The following is a 21,141-nucleotide window of genomic DNA, read 5'->3' as shown; positions in this document are numbered from 1 at the left end:
GGTAGTGACCGGTTGAGACCGGTTGAGTCGAAAAGGGATCGCAATGGCGCGAGCGGAAAACAAGGAAACGGCGAGTCCGACGGCGCAGATGGTGTCCGAGGTGGCCCGCACGATGCGCACCAAAAGGAAGTTGACCCAGGAACAGCTGGGCGCGGAAATCGGCTACTCGGCGGCGGCTGTCAGCGCGATGGAGACCTGCGCGCAGCCCGCGAGTGACGACATGTTGGCGGCGTTGGAGCGGGCGCTCGGTGACAGCACCGGCATCTTCGAGGCAGCGCGGAAGTACATCCGGATGGAGAAGTATCCGGATGAGTTCAAGAACTATGTGCCCTTGGAGCAGACGGCAGTAAGAATCGAGCTGTACGCGATGGACTTCGTCCACGGCCTATTCCAGACGGCGGCATACGCTCGTGCGCTGATCGGCGGCGGATACCCTCCGCTTCCCGACGCACGAGTGGAGGAACTCGTCGAAGCGCGGCTGGCTCGCAAGGCGCTCTTCGAACGGGATCCGGTGGCGCTCATCGAGCTGGTCCTGGAGGAGTCCGTGCTCACCCGAGTATTCGGCGACAAGCAGATCATGAGGGAGCAGATGCTGTACCTCGCCGAGTGCGCCCGGCGTCGCAATGTCACGCTTCAGGTGCTGCCCTTGGACCCCGGCCCAGGTGGCGAGTACGCCGGAGGACACGGCAGCTTGAACGTGCTGGAGACCCCGGACCACCAGCACCTCGCCTACCTGGAAGTGCAGGAGGAAAGCTGGCTGCTCAGCGACCCGGCAAAGGTAAGCAAGTATGCCCAGCGCTGTGCGAAGATCCGGGCACAGGCCCTGGGTCCTCGTAAATCGCTGGACCTCATCGAGCGGTTGGCAGGAGATCAGCAATGAGCAACGCACTCCGTTGGTTCAAGTCCAGCTACAGCGCCGCCAACGGCGGCGACTGCATCGAGGTCGCCTTCGACTGGCACAAGTCCTCGTACAGCGCGGCCAACGGCGGTGACTGCATCGAGGTCGCCACCTGCCCCCACGCCGTCCACGTCCGGGACTCCAAGGTGCCCGAGGGGCCCACCTTCGCGGTCGCCCCTGACGCCTGGTCGACGTTCCTCACCTGGGCGAACTGACGGTTGGCGGGGTCGGGGACGCCCCGGCCCCGCAAATGTGTACGAGATGTGGACGCCATGCCATACCCTGCGTTCCTGGGCCGCACCCCTTTCTCATCTTCGGGTGCCACGCGGCCCTCTTACCGTGGGGGTAGACATCATTTTGCGTACGCGCAGAATCTCGGCCGCGACCTCGCTCGCGGTCCTCTTCAGTTCCGTGGTTCTGGTCGGCGGTGCGGCGAATCCGGCCGCTGCCGACTCCAGCAAGATCCTTCCCGCCGCATCGGTCGGCGACATCGTCGCGGACGGTGTGCACCAGCGGGTCTTCATCAGTGACCCGACCGGCGGCAAGGTCCTCGTCGCCGACTACAACGGCTCGGTCGTCGCCACGATCTCGTCCCTGCCGGGCGTGACCGGTCTCGAACTCTCCGCCGACTCAGGCACGTTGTACGCGGCCGTGCCGGGCGTCGACGCCATCGTGACGATCGACACGGCGGCTCTCAAGGAGTCCGCGCGGTACGCGACCGGCACCGGCACCGACCCGAAGTTCCCGGCGCTGGCGGGCGGGAAGCTCTGGTTCGGGTACGGCGGGGGCGGTTCGGGCCACATCGGTTCGCTCGACCTGTCCGGCGCCGAGCCGGTCGTCACCCTGGACCACGAGACGAACGGCACCTGGTACGCGGCCCCGACCCTGGCATCGACGCCCGGTGCGCCGGACACGCTGGCCGCCGGTATCGAGACCCAGAGTCCGACCTATCTGGCCATGTACGACGTGTCCTCGGGCACGGCCACACGCACCGCTTTCCGGTCCACGGACGGGGGCAATCTGCGCGACCTCGCGCTGACGCCGGACGGCAAGCAGGTCGTGGTGGCCAGCGCCGCTCCGTACCTTCACCAGGCGTACAGCGCGACGGACCTCACGCCGGGGATCGCGTATCCGTCCACCTCGTACCCCAATGCGGTCGACATCGCTCCGAACGGCATGGTCGCCGCCGGATCGTTCGCCTGGTACGACCCGGACGTGTACGTCTACAAGCCTGGTGTCACCAGCAAGCCGGTCCGGACGTACGACTTCCCCAACACCGGGAACAGCAGCGGCTCGGACACCCTGGAGGACGCGGGCCTGGCCTGGGCGCCGGACACCAGCCGTCTGTTCGCCGTCACCGTGAACGACAACGGCGTCCGCTCGCTGCGGGTGCTCACCGACGCCGTCAAGTCCGCGACCACCGTCACGGTCAACGCCCCGGCGAAGTCGGAGCGCGGCAAGAAGCTCACCGTCACCGGCCGGGTGAAGTCCGAGGGCGCGTTCCCGGCGGGCGCCAGGGCCACGGTGACGCGCACCGACATCGAGTCGCCCAAGGGCAAGACACTTCCCGCGGTGACGCTGAAGTCGGACGGCAGCTTCTCCTTCACCGACACCCCGACCGCGGGCGGCCAGGTCACCTACAAGGTGTCGTACGCGGGCGACGCCACCCACTCCGCGGCGTCGGGTTCCGACAAGGTCGCCGTCTCCCGGGCGGCCACCTCGCTGACCCTGAACCACAACAAGGCGCTGTACTCCTACGGCGCCAAGGTGTCGTTCACCGCGCACCTCGGCAAGACGTACAAGAACCGCACCGTCGAGCTCTGGGTGGACCCGTTCGGTCCGGACAAGCCCAAGAAGCTGGTGAAGACCGGCAAGGTCAACTCCAAGGGCGATCTGTCCACCACGGTCGCCATGACCCGGGACACCACCGTCACCGCCGTCTTCAAGGGTGACGGCCGGTACGCGTCCAAGACGGTCACGTCCACGGCGTACGCCAAGGTGAGGGTCTCGACCTCCATCTCCAAGCAGTACAAGACGGCCAAGATCGGCTCCACGTCGTACGCGTACTTCCACAAGAAGACCAACCCGGTCTTCACGACGACGATGAGCTACTACAAGAACCGGTCCCACAAGCTGTCCCTGCAGTTCTACTACCAGGGCACGTGGTACGACGCGGGCTCGCAGTACTTCAAGCTCGGCACCAACGGCAAGTCCATCGTGACGCTCACCGGCACCCATGACACGGGCTACCGGATGCGCGTCCGTGCCTCGTACGTGAACGGCACCTCGGGCGACTCCGTGAACTCGAACACCAACGGCTCCTGGAAGTACTTCATCTTCACGAAGTAACCGGCAGGCAGGTGGACGAGCGAGCGGGAAGGGTGCGGGGCCGGGCGGATCGCCCGGCCCCGCACCCCTGTCAGGGCGCAGACCGCCCTCGCACCGCTGATCGCGCTGCCCGCCCTCGGCTGGGTTCTTCTGCGCACCCTGAACGAGCCCGAGATGCTTGAAACAGCCACCGACCGCCCATCGGCCACGGCACGTCCGGCACCCACCGCCGACAGCGCGTCCTAGATCAGCGGCCTCGCCGACATCAGCAGGTGCTGGTGAGCGGGGTGCGATGCATCGTCGGCCGCGTCCTCCCGGGACGACCGACCGGTGACCATCGCGCGCTGGCCGGGGCCCATCAGGTCGAACCGGACCACTGGTGCGTCGAACGAGGCCAGGGCGTCCATCAGGTACGAGGGGTTGAAGGCGACCGTCAGTTCATCGGTGCCGTCGAGGACGGCAGGCAGACGCTGGGAGGCGATGTCGTCCTCGTAACCCGCCTGCAGCAGCACCGAGTCACCGCAGAACGTCAGTTGGAGCGGGCTGCCGCCCTCCGCGACCACGGCGACGCGCTTGACGGCCTCGACCAGGGGTGCCCGGTCCGTCACCGCAGAGACGGGGTCCACCATGGCGAACAGCTTGTCGTGGCGCGGCAGTCGGCCGTCGAGCAGACGCACCGTGGTGCGCATCCCGGCCAGTTCGAAACCGGCCGAACCACCGTCCAGTGCGAGTTGGACCATTCCGGCCCGGCCGAAGGAGCGGGCGATCTCGGTCAGCCTGCGGGCGGAGACCACGACATCGGCAAAGACGCCGTCCTTCCCGGGCTTCCAGAGGAGCGTGCGTACCGCGAACCGGTAGCGGTCCGTGGCGGCGAGCGTCATCGTGTCGCCGTCGAGCGCCAGCCGGATACCGGTCAGGGTCGGCAGCGTGTCGTCCCGGCCCGCCGCCACCGTCACATGGGCGACGGCCGCGGCGAACTCCTCCGCGTCCACCGCACCGAGCACCTCCGGCAGCGACGGCAGCGCCGGATAGTCGTCGAACGGCAGCACCGAGAGTCCGAACCGGGCACTGTCACTCGTCAGCGAGAACCGTGAACCCTCGACCGCGCACTGCACCGCCCCCTCGGGCAGCACCCGGCAGACATCGAGCAGCCGGCGGCCCATGACCAGCACCTTCCCGGCCCGTACGGTCTCCGCCTCCACCTCGATGCACGCGGACGCCTCGTAATCGAGGCCCGAGATACGCAGCCGTCCGTCGGAAGCCTCCAACAGCAGCCCGCCCAGCACGGGAACGGGCGAGCGCGTGGGCAGCACCCGGGCCGCCCAGGCCACGGCATCGGTCAGTGCGCTGCGCTCAATGCGGAACTCCATGGCGGCGGCCTCTCCCGGTCGTCTCTGATCGTGGTCGTGATCGTGAGCCGACACTAGGGGCCACCACTGACAACGGGAGCAGAAGAAGACGGTCGCGGCCGACGACAGCGGCCACCCCCGTGAGCCGCGGCCGTCGTCCCCGTGCCCCTCCCCCGAAGGACCCCGCAACCGTGTTCGGACTCTAGGACTTCGGGTACGCGACAGAAAGATTCAGTTCGCACTGTGTGGGCCGCCAGAGGTATCAGTCCGCACAGCCAAACCGGTACGCTGCACTCCGGTTTTTTTGGCATGAGCGCAAAAACACAGGGACACAGAAGCGGAGGACGCGTGCACGCGCGGGAACGGGCCGACGACGTACTGCGGATGTACCGGCTGGCCCGATCCGGCGGATCGCAGGAGCTCCTGCGCTGGGTGGCCGGCCGGGCGGAGGGCTGGGCCGGACTGCTCGACGGTGACGGCACCGTTCTGCACGGCGTGACCCGGACGCCGGACCGTACGGGCGTCGAGGCCGCCGCGCTGGCCACCGAGGGCGTGAGAGAACTGGCGTCACTCGGCGCACACTCCTTCTCGTTCGACAGGGGACCGCACACCGCGTTGCTGTTCCCGCTGGACGGCCCGCCGAGCGTCTCTCCCCCGGTCCTGGCCGTCGTCGCACCGAGCCCGCTGCCGGACGGACTCGTCACGCTTCTCTCCGACGTGGCGTTGCCCCTCGCCATGTGCTGGGCCGCGGAGACCGTGGAACGCAAGCGCCGCCGCGTGGACCTCGCGGAGTCCCGCAGCCGGGAAGCGGTGCTGCATCTGCTCATGACCGGCCAGCTGTCCATCGCGCATCAGGTGGCGGGTGCTCTGAAGCCCACGCTGCCCGACCCCGTCCGGGTGTGCGTCGTGGAGTGCCCGGGCGGGCGCCGGGACGAGGTGGCACGGATCTGCGCGAAACTCTCCGGCGGCCGGTCCTGGATCGTGCGGTGTCCGGTGTACGCACGCCATCTGATCCTCGTCGTGCCGGCGGGCCCGGACGCGGCCGAACAGCAGCTCGGTATCCGGGTCGCCGACGTGGTGGACGAGTGTGCCGTGGGGGCGAGCGAGGATGTACCGCTGTCCGACACGGCGACCGGATACCGCCAGGCGTTCCATGCCCTGGCCGTGGCCCGCGGGCTGCCCGCCCGGCATGCCCGCTTCGGCTCGGCGCCGGAGGCCGCCCTGGTCGTCGGTGCGGCCGGCGCTCAGTGGGCGGATGCGCTGCTGAACCCGTTGCTCACACATCTGCCGCGGCGCAGCCATGACCCGGGCAGCCAGGAGCTCGTGGCAACCCTCTCCTCCTGGCTCGCGTTCTCCTCGCACGCGACCCAGCATCTGAAGATCCACCGGAACACGCTGGCCGCACGGCTCCGGCTGATCGGCGAGCTGCTCGGCCTCGACCTGAACCGGGTCGCCGACCAGGCCGCCCTCGACCTGGCCCTGCGTATCCGCGCCACGCCCACCGTGCCCCGGGCGGTCGGCCCGGCCGGGGTAACGCCTGGGCCGCCCCACCGGCTGGACGACATCCTGCGTGGCCCGGCCGTCCAGGAATGGGCGGCCCAGCAGCTGCGCCCGCTCATCGCGTCCCGCTCTTCCCGGCCCGCCGCCGACCCTCGGGCAACGCTCCGTACCTGGCTGGAGTGCGAGGCCCACCTTGGTCCGATGGCCGCCGCGTTGGGCATTTCGGTGCCAGGGGCCCGAAAACGCCTCGCGCGGCTTGAGTCGATTCTTCAGCGCTCGCTGCTGCAGACGCCGAGTGCCCGTTACGACCTGTGGCTGGCCTTCCGGGCCCTGGACGTCGCGGGAGCGGACGCCGTCCGGTGAACCGGAACGGCGGGCGCGCACCGAAGGAGCGTCCACGGGCGGGCCCGCAACACATTCGCGCCGCCGGACCCGCTCTCAACAGGAGGAATTCCGGAAGGAATTCATCCGGATCACGCGCCGCAACACGGACGGGCCCGAAGGTAAAACCTTCGGGCCCGTCCGGCATGCGAAACGTCGGACCGGTCGGCCGGTTCAGCGGCCGGCGGCACCTGGGCCCGGCCGGCCGCGTCAGGTCAACGTGTCGAGCCAGCCGACGAGGCGGGCACCCTCGCGGGTCATGATCTCCGGATCGCGCAGAGCGCTGGAGAGCAGCGACATGCCCTGGTAGGCGCCGACGAACGTAACCGAGAGACCCTCGGGGTCGGCCACCCCCATCTCACGGAACTGCTGCTCCACCCAGCCCAGCAGCCGGCGGATGACCTGGCCCACCGACAGATCGAGACCGCCCTCGGCGCGCTTGTCGAGTTCGACGGCGAGGGTGCCGGTGGGGCAGCCGTAGCGGGCCGCGGTGTCGCGCTGCCCGACCCACGCATCCACGAGGCCCTTCAGGCGTTCGCGCGGATCGGCGAGCTGATCGAGGCGGCCGGTGAGGGCTTCCAGGTGCCTGGTGTGTTCGGAGAGGGCGGCCTCGACCAGCTCGCCCTTGGTCTTGAAGTAGTAGTACACGTTGCCCGCCGGGACGTCGGCGGCCTGGGCGATGTCCGCGATGGTCGTGCGTTCCACGCCCTGCTCGTGCAGGACCCGGGCGGCGGCCGCCATCAGCCGCTGCCGCTTGTCGGCGGCCTTCGCCCGAGGGCGCCGGGAATCCATTGAGTCAGTCACCCGACTAACTATAGACAGCGACCGGTCCGACTGTGCTAGCGTCTCGCCAACGAAGTAAGTGAGCCGACTAACTAACTCGACTCACCGACTCATTCTCAACGAGGGAGACCGGCATGATCGTGGTGACAGGTGCGACCGGGAACGTCGGGCGGGCGCTGGTGCAGATGCTTACCGATGCCCGGGTGCCGGTGACGGCCGTGGCCCGGCACATCACCGACGCCGATGTGCCGCCGGGGGTTCGGGCGACGGCTGCCGACCTGGCCGAGCCGGCCGGTCTGCGGGCCGCGTTCGACGGGGCGCAGGCGCTGTTCCTGCTGGTGGCGGGCGACGACCCGCACGGCATTCTCGAGGTGGCGAAAACCGCCGGGGTGCGCAAGGTGGTGCTGCTGTCCTCGCAGGGTGCGGGAACCCGCCCCGAGGCGTACCGGCATCCCCTTCTGTTCGAGACGGCCGTACGGGAGTCCGGGCTCGACTGGACGGTCCTGCGGTCGGGCGGGATGGACACCAATGCCCTCGCGTGGGCCGAGTCGATCCGTACCAGGCGGGAGGCCGCAGCACCGTTCGGTGACGTCGGTCTGCCCTTCATCGACCCGGCCGACGTGGCCGCGGTCGCCGCCGCCGTCCTGCGCGAGGACGCTCACGCGGGTGCCACGTACACCCTGACCGGTCCCGCGCCGACCACCCCGCGCGAGCGGGCGGCGGCGATCGCGGCCGCGCTGGGCGAACCGGTGCGGTTCACCGAGCAGACCCGCGAGGAGGCCCACACGCTGATGGCGCGGTTCATGCCGCTTCCCGTGGTCGAGGGCACGCTGGCCATCCTGGGCGAACCCACCGAGGAGGAGCAGCGGGTGAGCCCCGATGCCGAGCGCGTCCTGAACCGGACGGCGGGCACCTTCGCCGCGTGGGCCGAACGCAATGCCGCGGCCTTCCGCTGAGCACTCCGGACCGCACCACCGGGCCGGGCAGGCCCAAGTCGTCCACGGCGCCGCGGCATCCGGCCGTCAGCAGTACAGCCGGGAGCCCGGCGGCGTGCCGCGGATGCCGGTGATCCGCTCGTACGTGGCGACCCGGGCGTACCCGTACCGGGAGATCGAGTACGCCAACGCCTACGGCCGGCCGCCCGCCGACTCGCCGGCCTCCAGTTTCCTGGGCTGTCTGAGCCGGGGGAACGGCCAGGACGTGATCCGTGCGCACGGTCATCTGCCGTGCACGACGCCGAAGGGGCTGCGGGTCCGCGGCGAGGACTGACAGGACGCCAGGAGGGCCGGGACGCACCGTCCCGGCCCTCCTGGCGCGTTCGCCGCTCCTGCGGAAACTCCTACAGGTTCGCCGCTCCTGCGGAAACTCCTACAGGAAGGAGTTGATCTCGATGGTCTCGGTGCGGCCGGGGCCGACACCGATCGCGGAGATCGGGGCGCCGGACATCTCCTCCAGCGTCTTCACGTACGCCTGCGCGTTCTTCGGCAGATCAGCGAAGGTCTTGGCCTTCGTGATGTCCTCGGACCAGCCCGGCAGCATCTCGTAGACCGGCTTCGCGTGGTGGAAGTCGGTCTGGCTGTACGGGAGCTCCTCGACGCGCCTGCCGTCGATCTCGTACGCGACGCACACCGGGATCTGCTCCCAGCCGGTCAGCACGTCCAGCTTGGTGAGGAAGAAGTCGGTGAGGCCGTTGACCCGGGTCGCGTACCGCGCGATCACCGCGTCGAACCAGCCGCAGCGACGATCGCGGCCGGTGGTGACACCGCGCTCGCCACCGATCCGGCGCAGCGCCTCGCCGTCCTCGTCGAGCAGCTCCGTCGGGAACGGGCCGGCGCCGACGCGGGTGGTGTACGCCTTGAGGATGCCGATGACCCGGCTGATCTTCGTCGGGCCCACGCCGGAACCGGTGCAGGCGCCGCCCGCGGTCGGGTTCGACGAGGTGACGAAGGGGTACGTGCCGTGGTCGACGTCGAGCAGCGTGCCCTGACCGCCCTCGAAGAGGACGACCTTGCCCGCGTCGATGGCGTTGTTCAGGACCAGCGTCGTGTCGGCGACGTACGGCTTGATCTGCTCCGCGTACTGGAGCATCTCCTCGACGATCTTGCCCGACTCGATGGCACGGCGGTTGAAGACCTTGGCGAGGAGCTGGTTCTTCTGCTCCAGGGCCGCTTCGACCTTCTGCTCCAGGATCGACTCGTCGTAGAGGTCCTGGACGCGGATGCCCACACGGTTGATCTTGTCGGCGTACGTCGGGCCGATACCCCGACCGGTCGTACCGATCTTGCGCTTGCCGAGGAACCGTTCCGTCACCTTGTCGACCGTGACGTTGTACGGGGTGATCAAATGGGCATTACCGCTGATCAGCAGCTTGGACGTGTCCACGCCGCGATCGTTCAGCCCACTCAGCTCGGAGAGCAGGACGGCCGGGTCGACGACGACACCGTTTCCGATGACCGGGGTACACCCCGGCGAAAGGATTCCGGAGGGGAGGAGATGAAGTGCGTACTTCTGGTCACCGACGACCACCGTGTGGCCGGCATTGTTGCCGCCTTGGTAGCGCACCACATAGTCCACGGATCCACCGAGGAGGTCGGTGGCCTTTCCCTTGCCCTCGTCACCCCACTGAGCACCGAGCAGCACAAGTGCGGGCACAGGCGTACACCCCTTCCGGGCGGGGCATGTCCAAGGTCAGGGGGCGTACGTAAACGTCGTACATGCCGTACGACGATGTACGACAAGGCCTGAACCGTCGAACCGGGTGCCCCGGAATAGACGAAGCCCCTGGCGCAATAGCGCAAGGGGCTCTTGCACCAAGATGCTACCCGAGGAAGGACCGAGGTGTCGGCTGCCCAGCCCCCCGGCGACGGTGCGCACCAGCTGCTGGTGGTCATCGACCCGGTAGCCCGCCGGACCGACGGCGAGTCCGTCCGTATCGCGAAGGACGTGCTCAGCGCCGGTTCGCACGCCAAGATCTGTCTGCCCGACGGGCCAGAGGAGTTCGCGCGGGCCTTGTCCCGCCGGGGCAGTCGGCGGCCGGTTGTGGTCGGCGACGACCGGGCGCTGCGGCGGGCTGTTTCGCTGCTGCACCGGGAGCGGGAGCCGGCCCAGGCCGCGCTCTCGCTGATCCCGGTCGGCGCCGCGGCCGCGCTGGAACTCGCCCATTCGCTCGGCGTGCCCCTGGGCGCGGTGGCGGCGGCGCGCACCGCGCTGGACGGCGCCGTGCGCAGGCTCGACCTGCTGGTCGACGACAGCGACGGCATCGTCCTGGGCGCGCTGCACATCCCGGCCCTGAGCACTCTGCCGGGCGCGGTGGCCGCCCATACGGGGGTCACGGCGGTCTGGGACACCTGCCGCACCCTGGTCCGCACTCTGGTGCACCCCACCCCGCCGGCGCCTCCCGCCCCGCCGCGCACGCACCGGCTGCGGGTCGAGGCGGACGGCGTCCTGCTGAATGATCTGGACCGCCCGGTCGAGTCGGTGACGGTGACCTCGCAGGGCGGCGACGGGGGCCTCGCGGAGGTCGTGATCCGCACCCCTGCGTCCGAACCGGTCACGGCGGAGGCGAAGGCCGTCACTGTCTCGGGCGCGGACTTCCGCTACCGCGCGGACATACAGGTCGGCGGCCCGGTCCGGACGAGGACCTGGACGGTACGGGCGGGGGCCTGGGGGCTGATGCTGCCGGTGGGCGAGGGGTAGCCTCCGGGCGGGGAGCCTCCGGCGCGGGGCGGTAGGGGTGGGGGGCGGGGTATGTCGGACGATGCGGACAGACCGGGAGCGGGCACCGGCGCGGGAGCGGCGGTGCCCGCTCCGGGGGCCGTGGGAGCGACGCCCGTCGCGCTCGATCTGCCGGAGACGGCGGAGGCGCTGGAGCGGTACCGGGCCTCGGTCCGGCGCTGGTTCGGTGGCGGCGCGGCGGTTGTGTGCTCGACCGTGATCATCGCGGTGTTCGTCAGCGGGTGGTCCCCGCTTCCGACGCTCGGCGGATTCGGCGGGGCGCTGCTGCTGGGCGGGGTTGTTGTGAGGTCCCGGGCCCGGCGTATGCGCCGTGTGCTCGGTGCCGGACCGTGGGTGGCCCATACCTCGGTCACGCTGCAGAGCGGGACGAGCGGAGCCGTCGTGGTGCTGAGCGGGCCGGGACCGGGTGAGCTGCTTCCCCTGGCACCGTCCACCGCTCAGTGGCGCTTCCAACTGCTGAACGGACCTGGCGGGGTGCTGTGGTGGTGCGGCGATGCCCGCACGGGGGGTGTGCTGGCTCCACCGGGCGGTACGGAACTGATCTGGGCCAAGCCGGTACGAGGCCGTCGGGCCCGCTCGGTCGCGGCCCGTCCGCAGGTCGTCGGCGCGCAAGCGCGCCCTCTCCCGAGCCAGCCACAGATCACCGTGCACGGCACGAGCGGCGAGAGCGCGGATTCGGCAGCCCCTGCAACGGAAAGCGGGGTACGGACGCGGCGCCCCTGGTGGCGGGGCATCTTCCGCTGGGTGCTCTTCGTCGGCTGCCTCCTGGTGGCGCTCGCCACCGGCTGGTCCGAGGCGTCCGACCACGATCCGCTGGTCGACCTGACAGTGATCGGTGAGCGCAGTGACGGCCGCTGTGTGGTCCGGTGGACCGATCCGTTCGACGGGCGCAAACGCACGGGGCTCTTCCACTGCGCCCCTTACCGCGGCTCGGTCGAGGGCTACGAGAGCGGTTTCGTCGTCTCGTACCCACCCTTCAAGGGCGATCTGTACGACTCGGAGCTGCGCGGCACCTCGGCCTTCGCCGCCATGGACATCGTCGGGGTCGGCGGGCTGGCGCTCGTCGCGGCCGGGGCCGTAGGCGGCGCGGGGCGGTTTGTCGTGCGGATCAGGAGACGGCGGGCGGAGCGGGTGCCGCGGCACCCGCTGCCGGGCCGTCCGTCGGCGGCAGCGGGGCGTGACGGGCGGCCGCACAGGGAGCCCTCGGCAGGCACCTACGTCGCGTACGCCGCCGTGGCGGAACGGCAGAGCCGACTGCGCGGCCCCGACCCCGTGAAACCGCAGGCAATCGGCGACGTGCGGGTGGGGCAGGAGGTGCGTTGGTGGCGGGTGCCGGCGCTGCGACGCATCGCCGGAGTCGGGGCGCCTGTGTTCTCGCTGGGCTATTCGGGTGTCATCGCTGCGCTGTCCTGGGTTCCGGACTCCGACGAGGTCCCGGCGGTGGCGCAGGGGGCCGCCGCGCTGAGTGCGGTCTTCGGGCTGCTCATGACCTGGCAGGCGATCGGCTCGGGCGTCCCGGCCGCGCGCCGGCTGGCCCGTGCCGTGGTCGCTCCGGAACCCCGGGTCCGGCGGTACGCCCTGCTGTACGCCGGGTCCGGTGCGGCTGATGGGCCGCTGCTCGTGCTCTTCCCGGCCGAGGGCGTCGGTGAGGGGACGGGCGAAGCGTTCAGCGAGAAGCAGACCGCAGGATCCGTCGAAATACCCGGCAAGAGCGGCGAGGCCGGCGAGGACACTCCGCCGGAGGGCCTGCTGCGGCTCCTGCCGCCGGGGCCGGACAAATACCCCTGGGCAGGACTGCCCGCACCCACCGGCACAGTCGAACTGCGAGGGTGGCTCGACGGGAAGCCGTTGGTCGTCGCGTGGATCGAAGGCCGCCCGTACTGGCCGGCGGACCCGTACCGGAACGTCGATCCGTCCGACCCCGGCGCCCTGGAATCCCTGGCGGACATGGTGCCCGGTCCGGTGTGACGGGCGCCGCGCCGGGCCGTCAGGCGTGGCCGCGGCCGTCGGCCACCGGGAGGTCGAGCGACTTGCGGTGCTCGCGCCAGCGTTCCATCACGCCGCCCAGCTCGGACTGGATGAACTCGAAGAACGCCACTGTTTCGGCGAGGCGGGCGCCGGCCGGGGTGTGCTCGCCCAGGGTGCGGGCGCCGTCCTTGAGGGTGCTCTCCCAGCGGGTGAGCACCCGGTCGCGCTGAGTGAAGGTGGTGTACCAGACCTCGTCGTGCACGCGGTAGCGGTCCCGGCGCGAGCCGGGGTCGCGTTCGCGGCCGACCATGCCGACCTGCGTGAGGTAGTTGACCGCGCCGGACACGGCCGCCGGGCTGATCCGCAAGGCCATGGCAAGCTCGGCGGAGGTCATCGAGCCGTCGTCGTCCGCGAGGAGCGCGGCGAAGACGCGGGACGCCATTCGCTGCATCCCCGCCTCGCTCATGTCGGACGCGAACCGCTCCACGAACCGCGACACGGCCTCCGCGTCACGCCCGTCGCCCACGTTCTGTTCGGTTTCGCTGGTCATGACCCGATCGTCTCCCCTGATTCCCCGGCCCCCGCCGTGGCTCCAACTTTATACGCTTCCTTAACTTCACAATTTTGTGAAAGTAGCGTACCTTCAAAAACATGACGAAGGCAATCACGGTGGCCGGGCTGCACAAGTCGTTCGGTCGGACGCACGCGCTGGATGGCCTCGACCTCACGGTCGAGACCGGTGAGGTCCACGGCTTCCTGGGGCCCAACGGGTCCGGGAAGTCCACCACCATCCGGGTGCTGCTGGGGCTGCTGCGGGCCGATTCCGGCGCCGCCCAGCTGCTCGGCCGCGACCCGTGGAACGACGCGGTCGAGCTCCACCGGCGGGTGGCGTACGTCCCGGGTGACGTCACGCTGTGGCGCAACCTCTCCGGCGGCGAGGTGATCGATCTGTACGGACGACTGCGCGGCGGCCTCGACCGGACCCGGCGCGCCGACCTCGTCGAACGGTTCGAGCTCGACCCGACGAAGAAGGGGCGTACGTACTCCAAGGGAAACCGGCAGAAGGTCGCCCTCGTCGCCGCGTTCGCCTCCGATGTGGATCTGCTGATCCTGGACGAGCCGACGAGCGGTCTCGATCCGCTGATGGAGGAGGTCTTCCAGGACTGCGTCGCCGAGGAGCGTGCGCGCGGGCGGACGATCCTGCTGTCCAGCCACATCCTCAGCGAGGTCGAATCGCTCTGCGACCGGGTCAGCATCATCCGACAGGGGCAGACGGTGGAGACGGGTTCGCTGGCGGACATGCGCCATCTGACCCGTACGAACATCAGCGCCGAGCTGGCCGGCGCCCCCAACGGGCTCGCGCATCTGCCCGGCGTCCATGACCTCGACGTCCAGGGCCTGCGGGTCACGCTCCAGGTCGACACGGACAAGCTGGACGCGGTTCTCAAGTCGCTCTCCGCATCGGGGGTACGGACGCTGACCAGCACCCCGCCCACGCTGGAGGAGCTCTTCCTGCGTCACTACGCGACCGACGCGACGGGCACGACGGACAGCGGCGAGGGTGTGGGGGTGGCGGCGCGATGACTGCCGTGACCATGACCGCACCGGCCGGCGCGGGACGCCGGACCGGGTCCGCTGCCGGGCAGCTCGCCGGCACCCGGCCCCTGCTGAGGCTCGCGCTGCGGCGCGACCGGATCATGATGCCGATCTGGGTGATCGTGCTCGGCGCTTCCTTCTCCTCGGTCGGGAAGTCCTTCGCCTCGCTGTACGAAACGGCCGCCCAGCGCGCCGAGCTCGCCGCGTCGATGAACGCCAACAGCTCGCTCCGGGCGCTGTACGGACCGGTCTTCAACGACTCCGTCGGCGGGCTCGTCAGCTGGCGGATGGTCGGCTTCGGCGGAGCGCTGGCAGCCGTGATGAGCCTGATCGTCGTCATCCGGCACACCCGGGAGGAAGAGGAGACCGGCCGTCAGGAGATGCTCTCCTCCGCCATGGTGGGCCGCCGTGCCCCGCTGACCGCCGCACTCCTCGCCGCGCTGATCGCCAACGCCGCGCTGGCGCTGATGATCACGATCGGCATGGCCGGCTCCGGCGGGGGCGGCGCCGGAGCGGTGGCGCTCGCGCTGGCGATCGCCGGGATCGGCATGCTGTTCGCCTGCACCGCCGCGATCGCCGCACAGTTCACCGAGAGCGCACGGCTCGCGAAGGGACTCACGGCGGTGGTGATCGGTGCCGCGTTCGTACTGAAGGCAGCGGGCGACTCGGCGACGGACGACGGCTCGTCCGTACTGACCTGGCTCTCCCCCATCGGCTGGGCGGAGAACGTGCGCGCGTACGCGGACGAGCGCTGGTGGGTGCTGCTTGTCATCGCGGCGGCCGTCGCGGTCCAGGCCGTCCTCGCGTACACCCTGGCGGGGCGGCGCGATGTCGGCATGAGCTTCCTGGCGACCCGGCCCGGGCCCGCGCAGGGGCGGATCTCCACGGCGTTCGGTCTTGCGCTGCGGCTCCAGCGCGGTTCGCTGATCGGGTGGACGCTGTCCTTCGCCGTGGTCGGGGTCGTCTTCGGCGGGCTGACCGGCGGGGCGGCGGATCTCGTCGGCGACAACGCGAAGACGCAGGAGATCTTCGAGCGGATGGGCGGACAGTCCGGGCTGACCGACGCGTTCCTCGCGGCGATGGTCTCGATGCTCGGGATGGTCGCGGCGCTGTACATCATCGCGACGGTGCTGCGGCTGCACGGCGAGGAGACCGCCGGGCGCGCCGAACCGGTGCTGGCGGGCGGGGTGGGCCGAATCGGGTGGGCGGCCGGTCATCTGGCCATCGCCTTCGGCGGCGCCGCCCTGATCATGGCGGTCGGCGGCCTCGGCCTGGCCGTCGGCTACGGCCACGAACTCCCGGCCGTGCTGGGTGCGTCACTGGTGCAGCTTCCGGCGATCTGGCTGCTGGGCGGAGTGGCGGTCCTGCTGTACGGGGCGCTCCCGAAGGCGGCGGTGGCGTCCTGGGGAGTGGCCGGGATCTGCCTGGCGCTGGGGTGGATCGGGCCCGCCATCGATCTGCCGCAGCCGGTGATGGACGTATCACCGTTCACGCATCTGCCGAAGCTGCCGGGGGGCACGGGGATGGAGTGGGGGCCGGTGCTGGCACTCACCGCGGCTGCGGTGGTGCTGGTGGGGGCAGGTATGACGGCGCTGCGGAGACGCGACGTCCTCACGTGACGGGGCGGGGAGGGCGGCCTCGGGATGAGGACGGGACTGCCTCGGAAGTGCAACCTTCCCGTGGTGCGCACGCGTCCCCCAGACCATGGAGAACCGAGGCGAAGCCGTCCGGGCAGTCGCTGGATGCGTGGTCGCCGCCGCCGGTGGGGCTGCGGGGATGCTGGCCTGGGCCCCCTACGGTCGGCGCGGCATCTTCGGCGGCTTCGAGGGCGAGTCGGAGTGGAATGTGCTCTGGTTCGGGCTGCCGGTCATGACTCTCGGCGGCATCGCTGCCGGAATCACCCTCTTCGCCCTCGTCCAGGGAAAGTGGCGGCGAGCGCTCGGGGCGGGGGTGCTCCTCACGGCCCTCGTCGGCTTCGGGGTCGCGTTCGACGTACTGGCGGGCCCGCCGCTGAACTGTGATCCGGGGTCGCCGTGCTGAGTCCCGGCCCCGCCCCCGCCTCGCCCTCCCCCGTCCGCCATCACCCTCCGCCCTCCACCGTTCGCTCACCCCGTCACAGCTCGACGCGCAGTTCCTTCAGACCCCTGATCACATAGCCCGGGTTCCACTCCGGCTCGGCCGCCAGTCGCAGGTTCGGGGCGCGGCGCAGCAATTCACCGAAGGAAGCGGCCAGTTCGACCCGGGCCAGCGGGGCACCCAGGCAGAAGTGGATGCCGGCGCCGAAGGTGATGTGGGGGTTCTCCCGGCGGGCCAGGTCCAGGGTGTCCGGGGCCGGGAAGCGGGCCGGGTCGCGGTTGGCGGAGCCGAAGAGCAGGGCCACCTCGGAGCCGCGCGGAATGACTGTGCCGTCGATCTCGATGTCGTCGAGGACCCAGCGCTCGAACATCTGCAGTGGAGTGTCGTACCGCATCAGTTCCTCGATCGCCGTCGGCAGCAGCCCGTGGTCGGTGCGCAGGGCGGCCAGCTGCTCGGGGTGGCGCAGCAGCGTCCACCAGCCGTTCACCGTGGTGTTGACGGTCGCCTCGTGGCCCGCGTTGAGCAGCAGCACACAGGTGGAGATCATCTCCTGCTCGCTCAGCCGCTCCCCCTCGTCGTGGGCGGCGATGAGCGCGGAGATCAGATCCGTACCGGGGTTCTTGCGCCGCTCCTTGATCAGCTCGCGCAGATACGCGGAGAAGTCGAGCGAGGCGCGGACGGCGGCACGGGCGGTGTCGTCGGACGGATTCAGTTCAAACATTCCGCAGATCGCCGCCGACCAGGGCCGCAGCGGGGCACGGTCGGACTCAGGGATGCCGAGCATCTCGGCGATGACGGCCACGGGCAGCGGTTCGGCGACGGCCGTCAGCAGATCGCCGCCGCCCGCCTCGACGAACGAGTCGACCAGCCCGGCGGCCAGCCGCCGCACAGTCGGGACGAGCTGCTCGACCGTACGCGGAGTGAACGCCTTGGAGACCAGGCGCCGGATCCGGGTGTGGTCGGGGGCCTCCAGGTCGAGGAGCCCCTGGCCGTTGAGGGTGTGGAAGGGCTCGTGCTCCGCGGGCGGCGGCGTGCGGCCGAACTCCTCGTGGGTGAAGCGGTGCAGATACGTACGGCCCAGGCGGCGATCGCGCAGCAGCGCGGACACATCAAAGTGGTGCGGGACGAGCCACTGGTCGGTCGGCTCGAAGTAGTGCACCCGGCCGGCTGCTCGCAGCGCGGCGTAGGCCGGGTACGGGTCGGCGACGAACGCCGCGGACCAGGGGTCGAAGAGGGTGAAGGGGGCGTCGGCCGCGGAACGTGAGGTCGGGTGCATATACGGACGCTAACCGGACCCGACGGCCGCCGACCACCCACCCCGGGTCCCGTCAGCCACCCACCCCGGGTCCCGCCGACCACCCACCCCGGGTCCCGTCAGCCGCCCACCCCGGGCCCGTCGCCGACCAGCGACGCCGAACTCCGCGGACTCCTCAGGACGGCGTGACCAGCCGGGCCTCGTACGCGAAGACCGCCGCCTGCGTGCGGTCGCGCAGCCCCAGCTTCACCAGGATGCGGCTCACATGCGTCTTGATGGTGGACTCGGCCACCACCAGATGCGAGGCGATCTCGGCGTTGGACCGGCCCTGCGCGATGAGGACGAGCACCTCCGTCTCGCGCTCCGTGAGGTCGCCGATCCGGGCGAAGGCGGGCAGGCGCGGGGTCTCGGCGAGCTTCGAGAACTCATTGATCAGCCGCTTGGTGACGGTCGGGGCGAGCAACGCCTCACCGGCAGCCACCACCCGTACCCCGTCCGCGAGTTGGCGGGCGGAGGCGTCCTTGAGGAGGAAGCCGGACGCCCCGGCGCGCAGCGCCTGGTACACGTACTCGTCGAGGTCGAAGGTGGTCAGTACCAGGACCTTGGCGTCCGCGTCGGCGGCGACGATCTCGCGGGTGGCCTCGATTCCGTTGAGTTCCGGCATCCGGATGTCCATCAGCACCACGTCGGGGCGCAGCGCCGCGACCTGCTCGACGGCCTGCCGGCCGTCGACGGCCTCGCCGACCACCTCGATCCCCGGCATGGCGTTGAGCAGCACCGAGAAGCCCTCGCGGACCATCATCTGGTCGTCGACGATCAGCACCCGGATGGCCGGGGTGGTGGGGATGGTCATGCCTTCGCCCCCTGTTCCGCCTGCGCCTCGTGCGACGTGTGCGTCCCGTTCGGCTCGTCCGTGTCCCAGGTGGGTTGGACGGGGATGAACGCGACGATCTCGTAACCGCCCTCCTCCGTCGCCGCGGCCGTCATGTCGCCGTTCAGCATCGCGACCCGCTCCCGCATCCCCGTGATCCCGTGACCGGCCCCCGGCGAGGGCTTCACCGGACCGGTCGGCGCCCCGTTGACGACGCGCAGACCGAGTCCGCCCAGCACATAACCGATCTCCACCTTGGCAGTGGCGCCCGGTGCGTGCCGCAGCGTGTTGCTGAGGGCCTCCTGAATGATCCGGTACGCCGACAGCTCGACGCCCTGCGGCAGTTCACGTACCGCGCCGGTGACGGTCTTCTCCGTCTCCAGACCGGCCTCGCGCACATTGGCGAGGAGCCCGTCGAGCTGGGCGAGGGTGGGCTGCGGGGCATCCGGCGCCTGGTAGTCCTCGGCCCGCACGACGCCGAGGACCCGGCGCAGTTCAGTGAGGGCGGCGACAGCGTTCTCCCTGATAGTGACGAAGGCCTGCTCCAGCTCGGGCGGCGGATTCTCCACCCGGTACGGGGCGGCCTCGGCCTGGATCGCGACGACCGACATGTGGTGGGCGACCACGTCGTGCAGCTCCCGGGCGATGGTGGTGCGCTCCTCGAGCAGTGTGCGCCGGTCTCGTTCGACGGCGGTCACCGTGCGCTGCACGGTGACCTCGCGCTCCGCGTCGCGACGGATCTGCACCACGGCCACCACCAGCAGCGCGAACGCGGAGGCCATGGCGAAGGTGGAGGTGGTCGAGGAGCGGTACCAGCCGCCGAAGTTCTCCAGCACGGCGCCGAACACCACGGTGAAGCCCCACATCCAGGCGGCGGTACGGGGCCGGGTCCGGGCCGCGACCACGACCAGCACCGTCAGATGCGAGAGGAAGGTGCTCGGCGCCCATGGCCAGTAGCTGCCGCTGACGACCGCCGCGAACGGGGTGAGTGCCATCGAAATCCAGAACGCGCCGACCGGCCTGACCAGCGTCATCAGTACGGAGCCCACAGGGAGCAGCACGATCAGGACGAGCTCGACCACGGAACGCAGACCGAAGGAGTCCGCCGAGACGAGGCCTATGAAGGCCGTGAGCAGTGCGGCGGCCCCGACCAGCGCGTGGGGTGTCCAGGCGGCACGCTCACGCATCCGCTCCGGCAGCTGTCGCAGCAGCGGCCCGTCGGTCCGCATCCGCTCCAGCGGACGGTACTCGAAGGCGTTGCGGAAAAGGTCCTGCCGCAGGCCGCCCAACGCCCCTGCGGCCAGTCTGATCTCGGGGCTTCTGCTCTTGGTCTTGGTCACGTTTCCAAGGTAGGGGCCGGATTGGCCCGGGTCGTCAGCAGCGATACGGATCCTGCGCCGTCCGTCGCAAGTACTACGGGGCCGCACCGGCGCCGGACCACCCGCTCACCAGGCGAGCTGGGTGAGCTCCTCCGCCACCACCGCGCACGCGTCGCTGGCCGGGTCGATCAGCGGGTAGTGACCGACATCGGGCAGCAGGGTCAGGCCCACCGTCTCCCCCGCCGTCGCCGCCGCGTCGACGAACGCCTCCGAGACGGCCTGCGGCACATCGACGTCGGTGGTGCCCTGCACCACCGTGGTCGCGATCCCGGTGGGCAGCAGCACGGCCGGGTCGGCGTGCGGGGCCCGCTCCTCGAAGTCCTCCTCGCGGCCGAGGAATTGACCGACCGCCCCCGAGCACACATTCAGCTCGACGGCCGTGGCGAAGTCGGCGATCGGCGCGAGGGCGACGACGCCCCGCAGCGGCGGAGGCGCCGGCAGCCGCCACGGCGAGCCCTCGGGCAGTACGTGCCGGGCGGCGGCCCACAGGGCGAGCTGCCCGCCGGCGGAGTGCCCGGTGACGACGATCCGCCGGGCGTCGGCCTGCGGAAGTTCCCTGGCCAGCAGGGCCGGCAGTGCGTCCATCGCCGCGGCGACGTCGTCGAAGGTCTCCGGCCAACGGCCCGCGACCGGACCGGAACCCCGCTGCTGCGGGATCTCGCTGCCGCGCCGGTACTCGACGCTGGCGACGGCGAAACCGCGCCGGGCCAGGAAGTCCGCGAACGGCGACACATGCTGCCGGTCGTACGGCGCTCGCCACGCCCCGCCGTGCAGGACGACCACGACGGGCGCACCGGTCCGGCCGTCGCGCGGGGCGTAGAAGTCGATCACCTGGTCGGGGTGGTTGCCGTAGGGGGCCGATGCATCGGGGGCGACCGGTGGATGCGAGAGTGCCGACTCGGTCTCGGCTGCGTCACGATCACGCGCGGCAGAATCCGACATGCTGCTCCAACCGTCCTGTATCTGAGCCCAACAGCTCAACAACCCAACAGCCCAACTGGCCTGACCTGCGGGGACGGTAC

At 70.5% G+C, this 21,141-nt stretch carries 18 protein-coding genes and 1 pseudogene; 11 read left to right on the top strand and 8 right to left on the bottom strand.

The genetic code is table 11. The features are described from left to right. Positions 1 to 43 precede the first annotated feature (43 nt). The 3 genes from OG609_RS22060 (at position 44) to OG609_RS22050 (ending at position 3,247) form a co-directional block, all read left to right on the top strand. On the top strand, positions 44 to 880 hold the full coding sequence (locus OG609_RS22060; RefSeq protein WP_327274394.1) for a helix-turn-helix domain-containing protein: 837 nt from the start codon (positions 44 to 46) through the stop codon (positions 878 to 880). Next, the gene (locus OG609_RS22055; protein ID WP_327274393.1) at positions 877 to 1,113 is read left to right on the top strand and encodes a DUF397 domain-containing protein; all 237 of its coding nucleotides are present in this window, start codon (positions 877 to 879) and stop codon (positions 1,111 to 1,113) included. The genes OG609_RS22060 and OG609_RS22055 overlap by 4 nt, the downstream gene beginning before the upstream one ends. A 142-nt stretch (positions 1,114 to 1,255) precedes the next feature. After that, the gene (locus OG609_RS22050; protein ID WP_327274392.1) at positions 1,256 to 3,247 is read left to right on the top strand and encodes an Ig-like domain repeat protein; all 1,992 of its coding nucleotides are present in this window, start codon (positions 1,256 to 1,258) and stop codon (positions 3,245 to 3,247) included. A 221-nt stretch (positions 3,248 to 3,468) separates the two neighbouring features. Here the strand turns inward: OG609_RS22050 and dnaN are convergent, their stop codons facing one another. Further along, on the bottom strand, positions 3,469 to 4,596 hold the full coding sequence (gene dnaN / locus OG609_RS22045) for a DNA polymerase III subunit beta (protein ID WP_327274391.1): 1,128 nt from the start codon (positions 4,594 to 4,596) through the stop codon (positions 3,469 to 3,471). Between the two features lie 363 nt (positions 4,597 to 4,959). On the opposite strand from dnaN, the gene OG609_RS22040 reads away from it, so the two are divergent. Then, a complete protein-coding gene (locus tag OG609_RS22040; RefSeq protein WP_327278134.1) occupies positions 4,960 to 6,438 on the top strand; it encodes a helix-turn-helix domain-containing protein in 1,479 nt (492 codons plus the stop codon). A 228-nt stretch (positions 6,439 to 6,666) separates the two neighbouring features. On the opposite strand, the gene OG609_RS22035 is transcribed toward OG609_RS22040, so the two are convergent. Continuing rightward, entirely contained in the window at positions 6,667 to 7,260 is a 594-nt protein-coding gene (locus tag OG609_RS22035; RefSeq protein ID WP_327274390.1) for a TetR/AcrR family transcriptional regulator, read from the bottom strand. Positions 7,261 to 7,373: 113 nt separating this feature from the next. Here OG609_RS22035 and OG609_RS22030 point away from each other — a divergent pair, with 113 nt between their 5' ends. After that, positions 7,374 to 8,195, top strand: coding sequence for an SDR family oxidoreductase (locus OG609_RS22030; protein WP_327274389.1), 822 nt, complete (start codon positions 7,374 to 7,376; stop codon positions 8,193 to 8,195). Positions 8,196 to 8,325: 130 nt separating this feature from the next. Further along, positions 8,326 to 8,508, top strand: a pseudogene (locus OG609_RS22025) (phosphate ABC transporter substrate-binding protein); the annotation flags it as partial. 99 nt (positions 8,509 to 8,607) lie between these two features. Here OG609_RS22025 and OG609_RS22020 read toward each other — a convergent pair. Next, complete coding sequence (locus OG609_RS22020; RefSeq protein ID WP_327274388.1) at positions 8,608 to 9,891, bottom strand: adenylosuccinate synthase; 1,284 nt, start codon at positions 9,889 to 9,891, stop codon at positions 8,608 to 8,610. 186 nt (positions 9,892 to 10,077) lie between these two features. On the opposite strand from OG609_RS22020, the gene OG609_RS22015 reads away from it, so the two are divergent. Together OG609_RS22015 and OG609_RS22010 are read left to right on the top strand one after the other, a co-directional pair. Continuing rightward, positions 10,078 to 10,935, top strand: coding sequence for a diacylglycerol kinase (locus tag OG609_RS22015; protein ID WP_327274387.1), 858 nt, complete (start codon positions 10,078 to 10,080; stop codon positions 10,933 to 10,935). Between the two features lie 51 nt (positions 10,936 to 10,986). Next, positions 10,987 to 12,942, top strand: coding sequence for a hypothetical protein (locus OG609_RS22010; protein WP_327274386.1), 1,956 nt, complete (start codon positions 10,987 to 10,989; stop codon positions 12,940 to 12,942). A 19-nt stretch (positions 12,943 to 12,961) separates the two neighbouring features. Here OG609_RS22010 and OG609_RS22005 read toward each other — a convergent pair whose 3' ends face one another. Then, complete coding sequence (locus OG609_RS22005; RefSeq protein WP_327274385.1) at positions 12,962 to 13,492, bottom strand: GbsR/MarR family transcriptional regulator; 531 nt, start codon at positions 13,490 to 13,492, stop codon at positions 12,962 to 12,964. A 101-nt stretch (positions 13,493 to 13,593) separates the two neighbouring features. Here OG609_RS22005 and OG609_RS22000 point away from each other — a divergent pair, with 101 nt between their 5' ends. The 3 genes from OG609_RS22000 (at position 13,594) to OG609_RS21990 (ending at position 16,578) form a co-directional block, all read left to right on the top strand. Next, on the top strand, positions 13,594 to 14,526 hold the full coding sequence (locus OG609_RS22000) for an ABC transporter ATP-binding protein (RefSeq protein ID WP_327274384.1): 933 nt from the start codon (positions 13,594 to 13,596) through the stop codon (positions 14,524 to 14,526). Next, complete coding sequence (locus tag OG609_RS21995; RefSeq protein WP_442817990.1) at positions 14,523 to 16,157, top strand: ABC transporter permease; 1,635 nt, start codon at positions 14,523 to 14,525, stop codon at positions 16,155 to 16,157. Before OG609_RS22000 ends, OG609_RS21995 begins: the two co-directional genes overlap by 4 nt. Before the next feature lie 127 nt (positions 16,158 to 16,284). After that, complete coding sequence (locus tag OG609_RS21990) at positions 16,285 to 16,578, top strand: hypothetical protein (protein WP_327274383.1); 294 nt, start codon at positions 16,285 to 16,287, stop codon at positions 16,576 to 16,578. Positions 16,579 to 16,651: 73 nt separating this feature from the next. On the opposite strand, the gene OG609_RS21985 is transcribed toward OG609_RS21990, so the two are convergent. From OG609_RS21985 to OG609_RS21970, 4 genes are all read right to left on the bottom strand, one after another. Further along, positions 16,652 to 17,890, bottom strand: a complete 1,239-nt coding sequence (locus tag OG609_RS21985; protein ID WP_327274382.1) for a cytochrome P450 — start codon at positions 17,888 to 17,890, stop codon at positions 16,652 to 16,654. Between the two features lie 154 nt (positions 17,891 to 18,044). Further along, positions 18,045 to 18,722, bottom strand: coding sequence for a response regulator transcription factor (locus tag OG609_RS21980; protein ID WP_327274381.1), 678 nt, complete (start codon positions 18,720 to 18,722; stop codon positions 18,045 to 18,047). Beyond that, positions 18,719 to 20,080 carry a sensor histidine kinase gene (locus tag OG609_RS21975; RefSeq protein WP_327274380.1) on the bottom strand — a complete coding sequence of 454 codons (1,362 nt, stop codon included), beginning with the start codon at positions 20,078 to 20,080 and terminating at the stop codon, positions 18,719 to 18,721. Before OG609_RS21975 ends, OG609_RS21980 begins: the two co-directional genes overlap by 4 nt. A 105-nt stretch (positions 20,081 to 20,185) precedes the next feature. Beyond that, positions 20,186 to 21,061: an alpha/beta hydrolase family protein gene (locus OG609_RS21970; protein WP_327274379.1), complete on the bottom strand. Its 876-nt coding sequence runs from the start codon at positions 21,059 to 21,061 to the stop codon at positions 20,186 to 20,188. Between the last annotated feature and the right edge of the window lie 80 nt (positions 21,062 to 21,141).

The sequence above is a fragment of the Streptomyces sp. NBC_01224 genome, from assembly GCF_036002945.1.
Classification (GTDB): Bacteria; Actinomycetota; Actinomycetes; order Streptomycetales; family Streptomycetaceae; genus Streptomyces.
This window is presented reverse-complemented; position numbering and strand designations above follow the sequence as displayed.